This window comes from Qipengyuania polymorpha, from assembly GCF_019711435.1.
Taxonomy (GTDB): domain Bacteria; phylum Pseudomonadota; class Alphaproteobacteria; order Sphingomonadales; family Sphingomonadaceae; genus Qipengyuania; species Qipengyuania polymorpha.
This window is the reverse complement of the sequence record NZ_JAIGNK010000001.1, coordinates 605,960-623,763: the sequence shown is the minus strand read 5'-3', so window position 1 is coordinate 623,763 and position 17,804 is coordinate 605,960. Positions and strand designations below refer to the sequence as shown.

The window sequence follows — 17,804 nt, the reverse complement described above, 5'->3', positions numbered from 1 at the left end:
ATGGCAATATAATTTGCTATTGCCTCATGGGGTTAAGCCTACCGTAACCAAGCCCGCATCCGGCCCCACCTTGCCCTCGCCAGCGTCTCTGCTAAAGCGCGCCCAACTCAATCCGAACAGACAGGAAACCCATGGCCAAGATCAAGGTAGCCAACCCGGTCGTCGAACTCGACGGCGACGAAATGACGAAGATCATCTGGAAGTGGATCCGCGAACGGCTGATCCTTCCCTATCTCGACATCGACCTCAAGTATTACGACCTCTCGATCGAAAAGCGCGACGAGACCGATGACCAGATCACGGTCGATGCGGCCAACGCGATCAAGGAACACGGTGTCGGCGTGAAGTGCGCCACGATCACTCCCGACGAAGCACGCGTTGAAGAATTTGACCTCAAGAAGATGTGGCGTTCGCCCAACGGCACGATCCGCAACATCCTCGGCGGCGTGGTCTTCCGCGAGCCGATCGTCATCGACAACGTGCCGCGTCTCGTGCCGGGCTGGACCGACCCCATCGTGGTCGGCCGTCATGCTTTCGGTGACCAGTATCGCGCCACCGACACGCTGATCCCGGGCGCCGGCAAGCTGCGCCTCGTCTTCGAAGGCGAGAACGGCGAGAACATCGATCTCGACGTGTTCGAATTCCAGAGCCCCGGCGTCGCCATGGCAATGTACAACCTCGACGACAGCATCCGCGACTTCGCGCGCGCCAGCTTCGCTTATGGTCTCGACCGCAAGTGGCCGGTGTACCTGTCGACCAAGAACACCATTCTCAAGAAGTACGATGGCCGCTTCAAGGACCTGTTCCAGGAAGTGTTCGACGCCGAATACAAGGCCGAGTTCGAAAAGCACGGCCTCACCTACGAGCACCGCCTGATCGACGACATGGTCGCCGCCGCGCTCAAGTGGAACGGCAAGTTCGTCTGGGCCTGCAAGAACTACGACGGCGACGTGCAGTCGGACATCGTCGCGCAGGGCTTCGGCTCGCTCGGCCTGATGACCTCGGTGCTGATGACGCCCGATGGCAAGACCGTGGAAGCGGAAGCAGCCCACGGCACCGTCACCCGTCACTATCGCCAGCACCAGCAGGGCAAGGCGACCTCGACCAACCCGATCGCCAGCATCTTCGCCTGGACGCGCGGCCTCATGTATCGCGGCAAGTTCGATGGCACGCCCGATGTGGTGAAGTTCGCCGAGACGCTCGAGCAGGTCTGCATCAAGACCGTCGAGAGCGGCAAGATGACCAAGGACCTCGCACTGCTGATCGGCCCGGACCAGAGCTGGATGACCACCGAACAGTTCTTCGAAGCCATCGTGGAAGGCCTCGAAGCCGAAATGGCGAACTGGGGCTGAAACCCAAGCGCGTCCGGGTCGTTACCCGGATAAGCCAGATCATCGGGGTCGGCGTAAAGCCGGCCCCGTTTTCGTTTGGGGTCGATAAATTGAAGACGGGGTATTGATGGCCAAGCAGCCAGCGAAGAAGCGCACCACACGCCGCAAGGGTTCGGAAAAGTTCGGGCAGAAACGGCTCGATGTCCGCAATGCGATGATCAAGGACATTCCCGGCATCGCGAACCTCGTGCGGCGCGTTTACGAGGACATGCCCGCCTACACCCACGGCGAAATCCGCGGGCAGATCAACAACTTCAAGGAAGGTTGCTTCGTCGCCCTGCTCGATGACGAGGTGGTAGGATACTGTGCCACCATGCAGTTGGCCGAGGCACTCGCCTTCCAGGACCATGACTGGGACGAGATTACCGGCAATGGCTACGGCAGCCGTCACGACCCGACCGGCGACTGGCTTTATGGCTACGAGATGTGCGTCGACCCCAAGGTGCGCGGCGTACGCATCGGGCGGCGACTATACGAAGAGCGCCGCGCGCTGGCCGAAGACAAGGACCTGACTGGCATCGTCTTCGCCGGACGTATGCCGAATTATCGACGCTCCCGCCGCAAGGTGGATGGTCCGCAAGACTATCTGGAAAAGGTCGTCGAAGGGAAATTGCACGACCCCGTCCTGCGCTTCCAGCTCGCGAATGGTTTCGAGCCCGAACGCATCATGGAAGGCTACCTTCCCGAGGACAAGGCCAGCATAGCGAACGCCGTGATGATGGTCTGGCGCAACCCCTATGTCGAGCGCGACCAGCCGGTGAAAAAGCGCATCCCGCGCGGTGTCGAGGCCGTGCGCGTGGCGACGTGCCAGCTGCAGGCGCGGCAGGTGGCGGACTATGACGAATTCATGCGCCACGTCACATATTTCGTAGACGTTGCAAGCGATTACGAATCGGACTTCATCGTCTTTCCCGAGCTCTTCACGCTCATGCTGCTGAGTTTCGAGGAGAAGGAACTCTCGCCCGTCGAGGCAATCGAGCGCCTGTCCGAATATACCCCGCGCCTGCGCGACGACATCTCCGAGATGGCGATGCGCTACAACATCAACATCATCGCCGGCAGCCACCCGACGCGGATGGAAGATGGCGACATCCACAATGTCGCCTATGTCTGCCTGCGCGACGGTTCGGTCCACGCGCAGGAGAAGATCCACCCCACGCCGAACGAGCGGTACTGGTGGAACATCAAGGGCGGCGACAAGGTGGAGGTCATCCAGACCGACTGCGGTCCGATCGGCGTGCAGATTTGCTACGACAGCGAATTCCCCGAACTCAGCCGCCGCCTTGCCGACGAAGGCGCGCGCATCATCTTCGTGCCCTTCTGCACCGACAGCCGCCAGGGCTATCTCCGCGTGCGCTATTGCGGACAGGCGCGCGCCATCGAGAACCAGTGCTTCGTCGTGCTCTCGGGCAATGTCGGCAATTTGCCGAATGTGGGCAATATGGACATCCAGTATGCGCAAAGCTGCATCCTGACTCCCTGCGACTTCCCCTTCGCGCGCGATGGCATTGCCGCCGAATCCACCGAGAACGTGGAAACGCTCACCATCAGCGACGTGAACCTTGCCGACCTCCAATGGGCGCGCGCCGAAGGGACCGTGCGTAATCTCGCCGACCGCCGCTTCGACCTCTACCGCATCGAGTGGGACGAGGATGGCAAACACCCCGGGAAACCGCGTCCGCGCCGCGAACCGCTCGGTCCTGCGCATCCCGGCGGTGGCTAAAACTTCCCAAGCGTCGTGACTTCGTAAAACCTGCTGGCTAGAGCTAACCCATGGCATCGGGCGAACTGGCATCACCTGCACTTTCCGACGCGCTCGTCATCCTTGGCGCGGCGGGCTTGGTCATTCCCGTTTTCACCCGCTTCCGCATCACGCCGGTCATCGGGTTCATCCTCATCGGCATCCTCGTCGGACCGTACGGCCTCGGCCAACTCGTCTTCGAGCGACCATGGCTCGAACACGTCACAATATCGGACCCGGAGGCGCTGGATTTATTCGCCGAATTCGGGATCATCCTGTTGCTCTTCGCCATCGGGCTGGAACTTTCATTCAAGCGCCTGTGGCAATTGCGCAGGCTGGTGTTCGGGCTCGGCGCGGCGGAACTCCTCATTGGCGGCATCTGCCTTGCCGTCGTCCTCTCGATGATGGGGCAGTACTGGATTGGCGCGCTGGCATTGGGCTTTGCCCTCGCCTTCTCCTCGACTGCCATCGTCCTCCCGATTTCGGGCAGCACCAGCCCTGTCGGCCGTGCAGCATTGTCGATGCTGCTGTTCGAAGATATCATGATCGTCCCCATCGTCTTCGTCCTCGGCGCCATGGCACCCAATGCCGCGTCGGAAGGCTGGGAAGGCCTGCTCACGACCATGTGGCAGGGCGCCGCGGTCATCGCGGTGATGATGATCGTGGGCCGTTTCGCCCTCCCCCGCCTCTTCGCGCAGGCCGCACGCACCAAGAGCCCCGAATTGTTCCTTGCCGCAGCCATGCTGGTGGTCATCGGCTCGAGCCTCGCGACGGCTGCCGTCGGCCTGTCGCCCATCGTCGGCGCGCTGATTGCAGGCCTGCTGATTGCCGAGACCGAGTACCACACCGAGGTCGAAAGCATCATGGAGCCCTTCAAGGGTCTCGCGCTGGGTATCTTCCTGATTACGGTCGGCATGAGCATCGACCTCGCCACCATTGCCGAGCATTTCGGCATGATTGCGACTGCGGTCGTGGGTGTGCTGGTCTTCAAGGCACTACTGACCGGGGTCTTGCTCCGCCTGATGGGAGCGCGCCGCAGCACCGCAGCCGAGACCGGCATTCTCATGGCCAGCCCCTCGGAAACCACGCTCATCGTGCTCGCCGCGGCCAGCTCGGCGCTGCTGATCCAGCCCGGCACCGCGCAATTCTGGCAAATCGTGACTGCCATCGGCCTAACCATCACGCCGCTGCTCGCCCGCCTCGGCCGCGTGGTGGCGCGCCGGGTTGAACCAGCACCAGAGCTCCCGCCCGAGGACGAGGGCGAGCGCAAGGTCATCATCGTCGGGGCCGGCCGCGTGGGCCGCCTCATCGCCCAGATGCTCGACAAGCACGAGAAACCCTATGTCGCGCTCGACAGCGATGCCGACCTCATCGCAAGCGCCAAGCGCAAGGGGTATCGCGCGACCTTCGGCGATGCCGCGAGAGGCGATGCCTTGCACCGCCTGGGCGTTGAAGACGCCCTCGCCGTCGTGCTCACAATGGACGAACCGGTCCTTGCCGAGCGCCTCGTGCGCAAATTGCGCGGCGAATATCCCGACCTCCTCATCGTCGCCCGCGCCCGCGATATCGCGCATGCCGCCGAACTCTACCGCGCAGGGGCCAGCCATGCCGTTCCCGAAGCGCTCGAGGCGACTCTTCAGCTGACCGAGGCAGTTCTCGTCGATATCGGCGTCGCCATGGGTCCGGTCATCGCCTCCATCCACGAAAAGCGCGACGAATTCCGTGCGCAGATCGAGGAGGAAGGCGCGCTGGGTTACAAGCCGAAACTACGCTCCAGCACGGCGGATGGTTGAACATTTTCGCTCCCAAGCCGTTGATTAGGCAAAAGGAGAGCAAATATGAGCCAACAGGACCCGACCAAGCCGACCCCGAACGATGAAAAGTTCAAGCCGCAGAATGTGCAGGATCCGCAGATGGATCAGGCACCGACCGACCAGCGCGGCGCACCCGGAGACACCGAAGGCTATGACATCGAGCAGGGCTCGAGCGGCGTCACCAAGAGCACGCCCAACGCCTGATTATCTCCCGAGAGAGGAGAAACAGCGCCTGACCGGCTTCGGGCGGGTCAGGCGTTTTCTTTTGCGAGGACCTCGCGCACGGCAGCGATGGCGTCATCCGCTTTCGAACCGTCCGGACCGCCGCCCTGAGCCATATCGGGACGGCCACCGCCGCCCTTGCCGCCGAGCGCCTCCACGCCGGCGCGCACGAAATCAACGGCACTGAAGCGATCGGTCAGATCGTCGGTCACGGCCACGGCGAAAGCGCCCTTGCCGTCATTGACCGCGCAGATTGCGGCGATACCCGAACCCATGCGGGTCTTGGCTTCGTCGAGCAGCGGGCGCAGTTCCTTGGGGCTGAGGCCTTCGATGACCTGGCCGGAGAATTTGACCCCGCCGATGTCCTCGTCGGCCGAGCCTGCATCGCCCGAGCCGCCGCCACCCAGCGCAAGCGCGCGCTTGGCTTCGGCGAGTTCCTTTTCGAGCCGCTTGCGCTCATCGACCAACGCCGAGACGCGAGCAGCCGCTTCATCGGGCGAGGTCTTCAGCGCACCGGCAATGGCACGGACGGTTTCATCACGAGCGAGCAGCCATTGGCGCGCCGCCTCGCCGGTCAGCGCCTCGATACGGCGCACGCCCGAACTGACCGCGCTTTCGCTGACAATCTTGAACAGGCCGATGTCACCCGTCGCCTCGACATGGGTGCCGCCGCACAGTTCGACCGAGTAGTTCTTGCCCTCGCCGCCCTTACGACCCATCGAGAGGACGCGAACCTCGTCACCATACTTCTCGCCGAATAGCGCGAGCGCCCCAGCTGCCACGGCATCGTCGGGCGTCATCAGGCGCGTGCCGACGGTTTCGTTGGCGCGGATTTCCTCGTTCACCTCGGCCTCGATAGCAGCGATATCGTCATCGCCGAGCGGCTTGGGGTGCGAGAAGTCGAAACGGAAACGGTCGTCCGAAACAAGTGAGCCCTTTTGCGTGACGTGGCCGCCAAGACGGTTGCGCAGCGCGGCGTGGACGAGATGCGTGGCCGAATGGTTCGCACGAATGCGGTCGCGGCGCTCGGCGTCGATCTCGAGATGCACCGCATCGCCGACCTTCACGCCGCCCTTGGCAATTTTCGCGACATGCGTGTGCAGCCGGCCGAGCGGCTTATTGGTAGTCGAGACCTTGGCCTCGAGGCCCTCGGGCGTCCAGATGCGTCCGGCATCGCCGGTCTGGCCGCCGCTCTCGCCATAGAACGGCGTCTGGTTGGTAAGGATGATAACTTCGTCGCCTTCGGAGGCGCTGTCGACTTCCTTGCCGTCTTTCACCAGCGCAACCACTTCGGCCTCGCCCGTGTCGGAGCTGTAGCCGGTGAACTCGGTCGAGCCTTCGCGCTCGGCGATGTCGAACCAGACTTCCTCGCTGGCCGCCTCGCCAGAACCCTTCCACGCAGCGCGCGCGGCGGCTTTCTGCTGCGCCATGGCAGCATCGAACCCGTCCTTGTCGACGCCGATGCCGCGGTTGCGCAGCGCATCCTCGGTAAGGTCGTAGGGGAAGCCATAGGTGTCGTAGAGTTTGAAGGCGGTGCCGCCGTCGAGCGTGCCGCCCTCGCCCATATCGCCGGTGGCTTCGTCGAGCAGCTTGAGGCCCTTGTCGAGCGTGCGGCGGAACTGCGTTTCCTCGCGTTCGAGCACTTCCTGGATGAGCGGCTGGCCGCGTACCAGTTCGGGATAGGCTGCGCCCATCTCGCTGACGAGTTCGGGCACGAGGCGGTACATCAATGGCTCGCTCGCGCCCAGCAGGTGCGCATGGCGCATGGCCCGGCGCATGATACGGCGAAGGACATAACCGCGGCCCTCGTTGCTGGGCAGCACTCCATCAGCAAGGAGGAAGCTGGTCGAGCGCAGGTGGTCCGCAATGACACGGTGGCTGGCGGTCTTGTCGCCTTCAGCCTTGACCCCGGTCAGCGCTTCGCTTGCGCCGATGAGCGCCTTGAAAGTGTCGGTGTCGTAATTGTCATGGACGCCCTGCATGACGGCCGCCACGCGCTCGATACCCATGCCGGTGTCGATACTGGGCTTGGGCAGGTCGCCGACAATTTCGTCCGCTTCCTGCGTGAACTGCATGAAGACCAGGTTCCAAATTTCGACGAAACGGTCGCCATCCTCTTCGGGGCTACCCGGAGGGCCGCCCCAGATGTGGTCCCCGTGGTCGTAAAAGATTTCCGAGCAGGGACCGCACGGACCGTCCGAGCCCATGGCCCAGAAATTGTCTTTGGTCGGGATGCGGATGATGCGCTCGTCGGCAAAGCCGGTGCGCTTTTTCCATAGGTCGAAGGCCTCGTCGTCGGTGTGATAGACGGTGACCAGCAGGCGGTCCTCGTCGAGACCCCATTCCTTGGTCAGGAGGGTCCAGGCGTGGTCGATCGCCTGTTCCTTGAAATAATCGCCGAAGCTGAAATTGCCGAGCATCTCGAAGAAAGTGTGATGCCGCGCGGTGTAGCCGACATTGTCGAGGTCGTTATGCTTGCCGCCGGCGCGCACGCATTTTTGCGCGCTGGTGGCGCGCGGTGCGGGCGGGGTCTCGAGACCGGTAAAGGCGTTCTTGAACGGCACCATCCCTGCATTGACGAACATCAGCGTGGGATCGCTGAAGGGCACGAGCGGCGCGCTCGGCACTTCGGCATGGTCGTTGCTGCCGAAATAATCGAGGAAGGAGCGGCGGATTTCATTGGTCGACGTCATGCGGGCGCAATTAGGCAATCGCGCTGCCCGCGACAAGCCGCAAAACCCGCGCACAATGCGCGAAACGGTCGATTAGTCGGAGGCTGTGGCCGTCACAATCCAGCAGGCGGCAGGTAGCGAGACCGTATTCCCGGTGCGATGCCTTTCGCCCATCCCGAAGAGGCGCTGCAGGACCTCCTCGCGCGCCGCGCCGTCGAGTTCGGAGATTACACGTGCGGCGGGGCCGATGGCGCGGAAATAGGACGTCGCATCGGCGACCGCATCTCCGTCCTCCCCTTCGCCCACCACCATCGCGTAGTCGACGGGAATGAAGTCGATGTTGCGCCAGCCTGCCTTCCCGAGCAGGTCCGCGACATAGTCCTTTTCACCGAATGCAAAGGGGCCAGGCGCGCGCGGGTCGGGAGCCTGCGCTTCGGGTGACTTGGGCATGAGGGAAGCGAGTTCGCGTACCCACACGTTCTCCGATGGCTGGCGAAAACAACTAAATGTGAGGTGGGCTTGCGGGTCGGCTTGCTTCCGCAGATGCGCGAATGCAGATGTCGGGTCCGGAAAGAACATGACGCCGTGGCGGGAGACAAGCAGGTCCGGACGGTCATTTCCGTCGCAATTCCATGACGCAGCATCGCCGAGTTGGATAGTCGCATTGGGCAAGGCAGCCGTGCGTTCACGTGCCGCAGCGGCGAGGTCTTCGCTGATATCGAGACCGAGGTGAGCGGCAGAGGGATTGGCCTTTGCAAGGCTGACCGTCAGTTCCCCGGCACCGCATCCGATGTCCAGAGCAGACCGGTATGGCTCAGCCTGTACCGTATCGAGCAACTGGCCGGTCAACTCGCGAAAGCTGCGGTCTGTGCGCTGCCACTCTCTTGCCCAGCTCTCGCCGACGCGGTCCTGCCATTCGTTTGCCGTGGTCATCGCGTTACCAGACGAAGTAGGGGCCGCCGCGCTCGTAGGCCTTCTGCCACGCTGGCCGCGCATGGATGGCCTCGACGAAGCGGGCGAGCTTGGGTGCCTTCTCGCCATAGCCCTGCATGACGGCGATTTCGGCGGGGAAACTCATCATCACATCGGCCGCGCTCCAGTCGTTGCCGACGAAGTGCAGGTCGTCGGAAATTTTCTCTTCGGCATAGGCGATGTGGGCTGCGAGCTGTTCGTCCACGCGCGGCATCAACGGGGCAGCTGCATCGCCAAGGCGACCAGCGTAAATCTTCAGCATCACCGGCACGAAGAAAGAGCTTTCGCCGAATTGCATCCATTCGAGATGGTCTATCCAGGCGTCGCTGCTGCGGTCCGGGAGCCAGTCCTCGCCGCCATGCCTCTCGCAGAGGTATTCGATGATGGCCCCGCTTTCGCTGATGAGGCGGCCATTGTCTTCGATGACAGGCGACTTGCCGAGCGGGTGGGCATTCTTGAGTTCGGACGGTGCGAGGTTTGTCGTGGCATCGCGCTGGTAGGAGACGATGTCGTAATCCGCGCCCAGTTCCTCCAGCAGCCAGAGAATGCGCTGTGAGCGACTGTTGTTGAGGTGGTGGACGGTGATGGTCATGCGCTCTCTCCGAAAAATTTGCCCTTGCCTAGGCAGCCGGAGAGCGGAGCGCCACCCTCAATCTTGTGTCCCGACCGGACACGCGAAAAGCCGGTGCGGCGGCAATGGGAGGGAGCGCGCGCACCGGCTTTCCGTGTTTCCGGGAGCGCCGGGGGACAGTCCGGCTGGCGGCGAGGCGGCGGGGAATGGGTGCTGCCTCGCGCTCCCGCTTGAAGCGATGTGATCAGTCTTCCGCGTCCGGACCAGTCATCATCTCTTCGGCGACCTCGTCGGTTTTGCCGCGGATGGCGGCTTCCAACTTGGCGCACATTTCAGGATTTTCTTTCAGGAAATTCTTCGCGTTCTCGCGGCCCTGGCCGATGCGGACGCTGTCATAGCTGAACCAGCTGCCCGACTTCTCCACCACGCCGGCCTTCACACCGAGGTCGAGGATTTCGCCGATCTTCGAGATGCCTTCGCCATACATGATGTCGAATTCGACCTGCTTGAACGGCGGGGCGACCTTGTTCTTGACCACTTTCACGCGGGTCGAGTTGCCGATAACCTCGTCACGGTCCTTGATCTGGCCGGTACGGCGGATGTCGAGACGGACCGAAGCGTAGAACTTGAGCGCGTTACCGCCGGTGGTGGTCTCGGGGTTACCGTACATCACGCCGATCTTCATGCGCAGCTGGTTGATGAAAATCACCATGCACTTGGAACGGTTGATCGAGCCGGTGAGCTTGCGCAGCGACTGCGACATGAGGCGGGCCTGCAGGCCGACGTGGCTGTCACCCATCTCGCCTTCGATTTCGGCGCGCGGCACGAGTGCTGCAACCGAGTCGACCACGAGAATGTCGATGGCATTCGAGCGCACCAGCGTGTCGGTGATTTCGAGTGCCTGTTCGCCGGTATCGGGCTGCGACACGATCAGTTCGTCGATGTCGACACCCAGCTTCTTGGCATAGACCGGGTCGAGCGCATGTTCGGCGTCGACGAAGGCCGCGGTGCCGCCGGCCTTCTGCGCTTCGGCGATGCAGTGCAGCGCGAGCGTGGTCTTGCCCGAGCTTTCAGGGCCATAGACTTCGATGACGCGGCCCTTGGGCAGGCCGCCGACACCCAGTGCGATATCGAGGCCGAGGGAGCCGGTGGAGATAGCCTCCACATTCATCGCTTCCTTCTGGCCCAGCTTCATCGCCGAGCCCTTCCCGAATGCGCGGTCAATCTGCGAGAGCGCTGCGTCCAATGCCTTCTGGCGGTCTGCGTCCACTTTCTTTCCTTCTACAAGCTTCAGACTGGCCGCCATGACATATTCCCCTTTGCAATATCCAGAGCCGCTATCGACTCTTCAACTGGAACGTCATGTACCCACTTTGTTCCGTAAGAACAAGAGTGGAACAGAAATTTTTTCACGCCGGGGGAGAAATTAGCGGAGACGCGCCTTGGTCGGACGGATGCGGAAGACCTTGTCGAACGTCCCGTTAGGGGGGACTTCGACTTCGATGACCATCTCGCCATCCTTCAATTGTGGCTTGCGGCGGGGATAGCGGATTTCCCACTCGTCGGGATAGCCGAGTTTCAGCCTTACCCGGACAGGCGCATCATTAGCGTTGCTGAGCAGAACCCGCATCTTGGTCCAGCGGCGCCCGCGGTCTTCAGCATCCTTGTCTTCAACATGATTGCACTCAGCAAAAACCTGGGTGCTGTCTCCGATCTCAAGCTCGACATCCTGCCCGTAAGGATAATCGCGCAGGTTCAGTTCCGATACCAGTTGGGGGCCGACGCTGGTGTTTTCGTAAACAGTCAAATTGCCCATCGGCAATGATGCACCGAGGCCGGATTCTTCGGTATTCTCGGTGACGAGCTTGATAGAGGTCGGGTCGAGATTTTCGAAATCTTCAATGTCATCGAGCGGGTCGCATTGCGCCTCGTAAACCCAGCGTGTGCTAACCGCTTCGCGCGAGAGGAAGGCAACCTGCTTCATGCCCTTGGCGGCAACCGTAACTCCGCGCGGAACGCGGTAAAGTTTCAGGTCGCCAAGCGCCTCCTCGCGCGCCATGGCTTCTGCCGAGAGCACGGTCACGGGGCTGGCAAGTTCGAGCGCCTGCTGCCGTGCGCGAGAGCCAGTCACGACAATCGGGGCTACCGAGTCCATCATTGCCGGAGAAGGCGGCGGCGGAGGCGGTGGTGGGTAAGGACCGTAGAACGGCACCGGCGAGCCGGTAGCGGTGGAACCCAGCGGATAGCAATTCAGGCGAAGCGGGCGGGCAGTCGGCGCATCGGCGAGGTCTTCGAAATCGCTTTCGACCACCAGTTCGCCGGCAACCACCATCAGCTCGGCATCGGGAAAGGACTGGCCATTGTCGTTGAGCACGGTGAGCCAGCTCATCAGCTGCATGTCGAAGGTGCCGTCCGCCTTCCCGTTGCCGAGATAGGCGACGTAATTGGCCTCCCAGTCGAAGCCCCAGGAGAGGTAGGTCAGCGTCACCTCGTAGGTGCCGCCGGTCTCGCTGAAGGTGTCGATGTTGAAGATGGGATTGGCGGAGAGCTCGCGCGGAACGCTGTCGAAGGTGAGCTTCTCCGGAAGTCCCGAACAGCGCACCGCCTCGAACCCGCTCTGGGTCTCAAGTACGAGGCCCCCGTCGGCGCGGGTGCGCACGATAGCCTCCTCGCTGCTCGCCTCGCCCGTGCCCGGATTGGTGCGCGTGATGGTGACGCGGTTGCCGAGCGTGCGGTCGACCAGCGCGGCAGGCGAGAGGAGGTCGGCGTTGCGGTTCTTCTCGATTGTGCCGCCGGGCAGGCCGGTGACGATGGCGCTGACGGCGACCATGCCCTCGGCCACGCCTTCGAAGAGGATGGTCGACTGGCCGGGCGGGAGCGTGACTGTCCGGGTCTCGCTTATCATCGCGAAACCTTGCGGCCAGTTGCGGCGCATGCGCTCTTCTTCCTCGCGCTCGGGGTCGCGATAGACGGTGACGGCGTGATGGCTGGGCGCAGAGGCGAAGATGCGCGCGCGGTTCTCCTCCTGCGCGGCGGCGGGCATGGCCAGCGCGCAGGTCAGGGCCGCGGCATATGGGAGCGTGAGGCGCATAGCGCTAACCCTCCCGCTCAGTAGCGCGTTTCGTAAGTCACTCGCATTACCCGCTCGTCATTGGCGGGCACGCGCACGGTCCATTTGCGAGTGCCGATGCTGTGCTGCTCGCCTTCGACATCTTCCGACACCACACGGTAGTCGCGGCTCCACCAATTGGGCTGCAGCCCGCGCTGGAAGAGCTCGACATCGACCGGCACCGGCTTGGCGTTGAAGAAGGTGTAGCGCATGGTCGTGCGGTAATATTTCACCTCGACCTCGATATCCTCCTCGCGCACCACCTCGCCATCGACGAGGACGCGCTTGCGGTAGGAACGTTCGAATTCGCCCCTGGAAATTTCCTCGCGGCTTTCGACTTCGGCCTGCGTGTAGACATCGAAGGCGTCGCCCGTGGTTAGGCCGAGCTGGCTGCCCATCGGCGTGTGGCGGATGCTGGATTCGCCGATGAATTGCGGCGACCCTTGGCTGTCGCGCTGGTAGAAGCGCACCGTGCCTCCGGGCAGTGCATCGCCCAGCCCCTGCTCGCGTGAGGTGCTGAAACGAATTGATGTATTCACCGCAACCGGGCTCGGGTCGCGCGCGAGCCAATCAATATAGCTGGTGTAGCGACGGTTGGCCGGTACGCCCTGCACATCGAGAAAGCTCACCTGCTTGGTCTGCTGGTTGGCGACCGTGGTGCGGCCCTCGATAGGATAAAGATAGAAATCGGCCAGCCGCTCGCGATTGGCGGTCTCGGTGCCGGGGCGGACCATGCTGCGACGGGCGCGGCGGCGGTCGCGGCCGTGCGTCGGGTCGCCTGCGACGAGCAGCAGGTCGGCATCGTGAAAGGTGGTGCCGGTGGTGTTGGTCAGTGTCACCCAGCCCTGCATGTCGATGAGGCTGTTACCCTCGTCGAACAGCGCGACATAGTCGGCATCCCAGCCCAGCCCGTCGGTGAGGTAGCGAATGGAGGCAGGACGGCGCCCTGCCCGCGTCGAATCGACCATGACCGACAGCGTCGGGCGAGCGCGCAAATTGGGCGGGACACGGTCGAAAATGGCGCGCACCGGCAGGCCATCATCGCGCAGCACTTCGATACGGTCGCCGATCTTTACGACTACGCCCCCTGCGGTCGAGAGCACCGTGGCCCGCTCGCGCGTCTCGGCGCCGGTCGCGGGATTGGTCCGGATGAGGGTGATGGTCTGGCCGATCGCCTTTTCCATCAGCTTGGTCGGGGTGAGGAGGTCGAAGTCGAAATTCTGTTCGACGATGGCCGCGCCGTCGGCGGCGAAGCTCAGAGTTTCGGGCTGGATGCGCGCCGAGACATCGGGAAATTCGATGCGGCTGCGGCCATTGGCAATGTTGAGCTGGCGGATGTCCTGCACCAGCGATTCGCCGCCATTGTAAATGGTAACCGAAACATCGCCTTGCGCGGTGGCATCGGGGTCGGCGAGCGCCTCTGCGTCCGTCTGCGCGGCTAGCGGCATGGCTGCCAGCGCGGTGGTGACTACCAGACCCGGAATGAAACGACCCGTCATTGCTGCTCCCCTCGTGCATAGGCCGCAGGGTCGCGCGAATGTCAGGCGTCGACCTTGGCCTGTTCTCCCAAGACTTCAGACACCTTCGCATTGATCTGCTGGACGCTGAAGGGCTTGGGTATGAAGTGCATGTTGTCGATATCGATGTCGTTGCGCAACTGCTCTTCGGCATAACCCGACATGAAGAGTATCGGAATCTTCGGTTTTACCTTGCGCACGGCGCGCGCCATTGCCGGGCCGTCCATCGCGGGCATGACGACGTCGGACACGATGAGGTCGAATTCGATATCGCCATTGGCAACCTGCGCGAGGCCTTCCTCGCCGTCGCGTGCGGTGGTGACCGAATAGCCTGCACGCGTGAGCGCGCGCTCGGCCACGGCGCGGACCATGTCTTCGTCCTCCACCAACAGCAGCTTGCCGCCGCCCGACCATTCGCTTGCCTTGGCCTCTTCGGACTCCTCGCCGCGCATGGAGGCAGGCATCTCGCCCTTGTAGACCGGCAGGTACATCGTGAAGCGCGCGCCAGCCGCCTCGCCGTTCGCATCGGTGACATTGTCGGCGAAGATGAAGCCGTTCGACTGTTTGACGATGCCGTAGACCGTCGAAAGGCCGAGCCCGGTGCCCTTGCCCTGCTCCTTGGTGGTGAAGAAGGGTTCGAAAATCTTGTTGATGTTGTCCTGCGGGATGCCGCCACCCGTGTCCTGCACGATGAGCACGGTGTAATCGTCGGCGGGCATGATATCGATGCCCATCTTGCGCACGTCGCGCGCCGAGACGCGGCGGGTGGCGAGCGTGAGGCGCCCCTTCCAGTCCTGCTTGCCGAGCTTGGCCGCATGGCTCTGCATCGCATCGCGTGCGTTCACCGCGAGGTTGATGATGACCTGCTCAAGCTGCTGCGGGTCGGCACGCACCGGGCCGAGTTCGCGGTCGTGGCGGACCGAGAATTCGATCTTGTCGCCCATCAGGCGTTTCAGCAGCTGGCTGACCTCGCTCACCACGTCGGGCATCTGGAGGACGACCGGGCGCAGGGTCTGCTGGCGCGAGAAGGCGAGCAACTGTCGGGTCAAAGACGCCGCGCGGTTGGAGTTCGCCTTGATCTGCTGGATGTCGTCGTAATCGCTGTCGCCCGGCGTGTGGCGCAGCAGCATGAGGTCGCAATAGCCGATAATGGCGGTCAGCACATTGTTGAAGTCATGCGCGACACCGCCCGCGAGCTGGCCGACGGCCTGCATCTTGGTGGCCTGCGCGACCTGGCGGCGCAGGCGCTTTTCCTCGGTGGAATCGCTGATGGAAAGGAGCACGGCGGCATCGCCCAGCCCGCGCACACCCGCAAGACCGATGGAGACCGGCTCTTCCTTGTCGTTGGCGAGGCGCACGGCCATGTCGCCGCTGGCCGTCGCGCCCTTGGCGAAGCGGCGAACGGTGTCGGCCATCGCCGCCTTGTCCTCGCGCACGACGAGGTCGGAAGGGAATTGCGGCAGGCCCAGGTCCTCGCGCTCGACTGCGCGCAGGAAGGCCTTGTTGGCAAACAGGAAGCGCCCGTCGCGGTCGGTCAGTGCAAGGCCGAGCGGGAGCGCGGAAAGAAGCGCTTCGAGTTGCGGGATGGCGGCCTTGCCCGCACCCTGCCAACCGCCGCCGATACCGACAGTGCTGTCGACCAGCAGCATCAGCGCCGGTGCGGCCTCGGGCGGCTGGCCGGCCTTGGCAGGCGGCGGGTCGAGCGGGATATGGACCAGCGTCTGCGGCGAACCCTGCTGTCCTTCGCGCGCGAAAAAGATACGGTCGCGGTCGTCGGAACGCAGCAGCTGGACGAACTCCTGCCCCGTGAGCGAGGCATCCTTCGCGCCGGTCGCCCGTTCCGAAAGGCCCGGTGTCGCCACCTGGACGATGCCGTCGGGCGAGACCAGTGCCAGCTCGATGCCCGAGCGCGACATGATGGTGCCGAGCGGTCCCGCGATACGCTCGGCCATGCCGTCATGCGTACGCTGGCGGACGATTTCACCGAAGCGCCAGACAAGGTAATCCTCGCCGCGCCCGACTCGCTCGACGACGAGGTTGTAGATGTTCTCGCCCTCGGAAAGCGGGAGGTCAGCGCATTCGGCAAAACCTTCGCGCCATGCCGTGCGCGAGGCATCGGCGACTTTCTGCCGGGCTTCGTCGGAAAAGCGCAATTCATGCGGCGCGACGTCTGCGCCGAACCATTTCTCGTAGGTCGAATTGGCGCAGGTAAGGCGATTGGCGCGATCGACAACCGCGACACCGCGCCTGCGGTTCTCGATGGCTGCGGCCGTCACCGACCAGTCGGGCTGGCCCACACCGTCTTCTGTCGGCTTGTTCCGCATGCGGGCCGACAGCAGGAGCGCGAGGACCACTGCAACCAGCGAGCCGCCATAGGCCGCCGCCGCCAGCGATGTGCCGGCTGCGAGCCAGACGAGACCAACGGATACGGCAAAGGCCAGCAATATGCCGAGCAGGAGCGGGACAGGGGGCAGGCCCTCGACGTCTTCTTCCGCCGAGAAGCTCATTCAGCGCCCTTTTCGAGCCGCTCGTCCAGCCGTGCTTCCATGTGGCGGAGGCGGCGTGCACGCTTGCGGGCGACAACGAAACGCCAGATGAAACCGGACAGGATGTAGCCGACTGCAGCGGTCACGATGGCGAGGACGAGGAAGCCGAAGGCTGTCACCCCACCCAGCTCCAGCCAGCGGGCAAGCGCGCCGCTGTCCTCGGCAAGCTGGCCTGCCCCACCGCCGACGGCAGCATCGATATTGAGCACGAACTTGCCGGTCTGGTTGGCAAACAAGAGCCAGAAGGGCAGCGTGAAGGGATTGGTGACGAAGGTGACCAGCGCAGCCAGGGGCACGTTGGCTCGTGCGGGCAGCGCCATGAAAGCGGCGAGGAAAATCTGGCCCAGCGGCACGATGAAGGCTGCGAACAGGCCCAGCGCCACGCCGCGCGGCACGCTGCGGCGGGTAAAACGCCAGAGTTCCGGGCTCAGGAAACGGTGCGCGATCGGCTTGAGGAAACGGTTTTTCGCCATTTCATCGCGCGTGGGCATGTGCTTGCGGAGAAAATCCGCCAGGAAAGTCTTCGATTTGAAGCTGCTCACGCCCATGCTCCTGCCATGCGCCGCTCGCTGGCGGGGTGCAAGGGTGCAAAACAGGGGAAAGGCGACGAAACCGGCATGATTGTCGATGTGGTTAGCACAGGTTGATTGCGAAAGGGGTAGAAGCAGAATTTATCCCTTTTCGCGCATCAGCCGGGCCTTGTCGCGCTTCCAGTCGCGTTCCTTGATGGACTGGCGCTTGTCATGCGCCTGCTTGCCCTTGGCCAGAGCGAGTTCCACCTTCGCGCGGCCGGTCGAATTGAAATAGATCGACAGCGGGACCAGCGTCATGCCCTTGCGCTCTACCGCGCCGAAGAGCTTCTCGATTTCGCGCGCGTGCAGCAGCAGCTTGCGCGGACGGCGCGGTTCATGGTTCAGCCGGTTGCCGTGCGAATATTCGGGAATGTTGGCGTTGATGAGCCAGACCTGCCCGTCGCGCACCTCGGCATAGCTTTCCTTGATGCTCGCCTCGCCCGCCCGCAGCGCCTTTACCTCGGTGCCCTGCAGCGCGAGGCCGGCCTCGAAGGTCTCCTCGACATGGTAATCGAACCGCACGCGCCGGTTGTCGGCGACGGTTTTCTGCTTGTCGAAAGTGGCGGGTTTGGGACGGGCCATAAGGTCGGCGCATCTAGTGACTATCGGGGAAAAGGCCAAGCCCCCATGCCCTATGTTATTGCTTCGGTAAGTCATGCCATGCAAAAGACGCGCAT

At 63.2% G+C, this 17,804-nt stretch carries 13 protein-coding genes; 4 read left to right on the top strand and 9 right to left on the bottom strand.

What is annotated here, in order from left to right; all coding sequences use genetic code 11:
* Positions 1-131: 131 nt before the first annotated feature.
* From K3152_RS03100 to K3152_RS03085, 4 genes are all read left to right on the top strand, one after another.
* Entirely contained in the window at positions 132-1,352 is a 1,221-nt protein-coding gene (locus tag K3152_RS03100; protein ID WP_221572552.1) for an NADP-dependent isocitrate dehydrogenase, read from the top strand.
* 106 nt (positions 1,353-1,458) lie between these two features.
* The gene (locus K3152_RS03095; protein ID WP_221572551.1) at positions 1,459-3,114 is read left to right on the top strand and encodes a carbon-nitrogen hydrolase family protein; all 1,656 of its coding nucleotides are present in this window, start codon (positions 1,459-1,461) and stop codon (positions 3,112-3,114) included.
* A 50-nt stretch (positions 3,115-3,164) separates the two neighbouring features.
* Positions 3,165-4,925, top strand: a complete 1,761-nt coding sequence (locus K3152_RS03090) for a cation:proton antiporter domain-containing protein (protein WP_221572550.1) — start codon at positions 3,165-3,167, stop codon at positions 4,923-4,925.
* Positions 4,926-4,970: 45 nt separating this feature from the next.
* Complete coding sequence (locus tag K3152_RS03085) at positions 4,971-5,150, top strand: hypothetical protein (RefSeq protein ID WP_221572549.1); 180 nt, start codon at positions 4,971-4,973, stop codon at positions 5,148-5,150.
* 47 nt (positions 5,151-5,197) lie between these two features.
* On the opposite strand, the gene alaS is transcribed toward K3152_RS03085, so the two are convergent.
* From alaS to smpB, 9 genes are all read right to left on the bottom strand, one after another.
* Positions 5,198-7,861: an alanine--tRNA ligase gene (gene alaS / locus K3152_RS03080; protein WP_221572548.1), complete on the bottom strand. Its 2,664-nt coding sequence runs from the start codon at positions 7,859-7,861 to the stop codon at positions 5,198-5,200.
* Positions 7,862-7,933: 72 nt separating this feature from the next.
* The gene (locus tag K3152_RS03075) at positions 7,934-8,773 is read right to left on the bottom strand and encodes a class I SAM-dependent methyltransferase (RefSeq protein ID WP_221572547.1); all 840 of its coding nucleotides are present in this window, start codon (positions 8,771-8,773) and stop codon (positions 7,934-7,936) included.
* 4 nt (positions 8,774-8,777) lie between these two features.
* On the bottom strand, positions 8,778-9,404 hold the full coding sequence (locus K3152_RS03070; RefSeq protein ID WP_221572546.1) for a glutathione S-transferase family protein: 627 nt from the start codon (positions 9,402-9,404) through the stop codon (positions 8,778-8,780).
* Between the two features lie 223 nt (positions 9,405-9,627).
* Positions 9,628-10,689 carry a recombinase RecA gene (recA, locus tag K3152_RS03065; RefSeq protein WP_221572545.1) on the bottom strand — a complete coding sequence of 354 codons (1,062 nt, stop codon included), beginning with the start codon at positions 10,687-10,689 and terminating at the stop codon, positions 9,628-9,630.
* Positions 10,690-10,809: 120 nt separating this feature from the next.
* Positions 10,810-12,474: a DUF4139 domain-containing protein gene (locus K3152_RS03060; RefSeq protein ID WP_221572544.1), complete on the bottom strand. Its 1,665-nt coding sequence runs from the start codon at positions 12,472-12,474 to the stop codon at positions 10,810-10,812.
* 17 nt (positions 12,475-12,491) lie between these two features.
* Entirely contained in the window at positions 12,492-13,991 is a 1,500-nt protein-coding gene (locus K3152_RS03055) for a DUF4139 domain-containing protein (protein WP_221572543.1), read from the bottom strand.
* Positions 13,992-14,032: 41 nt separating this feature from the next.
* Complete coding sequence (locus K3152_RS03050; protein ID WP_221572542.1) at positions 14,033-16,516, bottom strand: hybrid sensor histidine kinase/response regulator; 2,484 nt, start codon at positions 16,514-16,516, stop codon at positions 14,033-14,035.
* A complete protein-coding gene (locus K3152_RS03045; protein WP_247713127.1) occupies positions 16,513-17,103 on the bottom strand; it encodes a DUF2062 domain-containing protein in 591 nt (196 codons plus the stop codon). Before K3152_RS03045 ends, K3152_RS03050 begins: the two co-directional genes overlap by 4 nt.
* 123 nt (positions 17,104-17,226) lie before the next feature.
* On the bottom strand, positions 17,227-17,709 hold the full coding sequence (gene smpB / locus K3152_RS03040) for an SsrA-binding protein SmpB (protein WP_221572541.1): 483 nt from the start codon (positions 17,707-17,709) through the stop codon (positions 17,227-17,229).
* Positions 17,710-17,804: the final 95 nt, after the last annotated feature.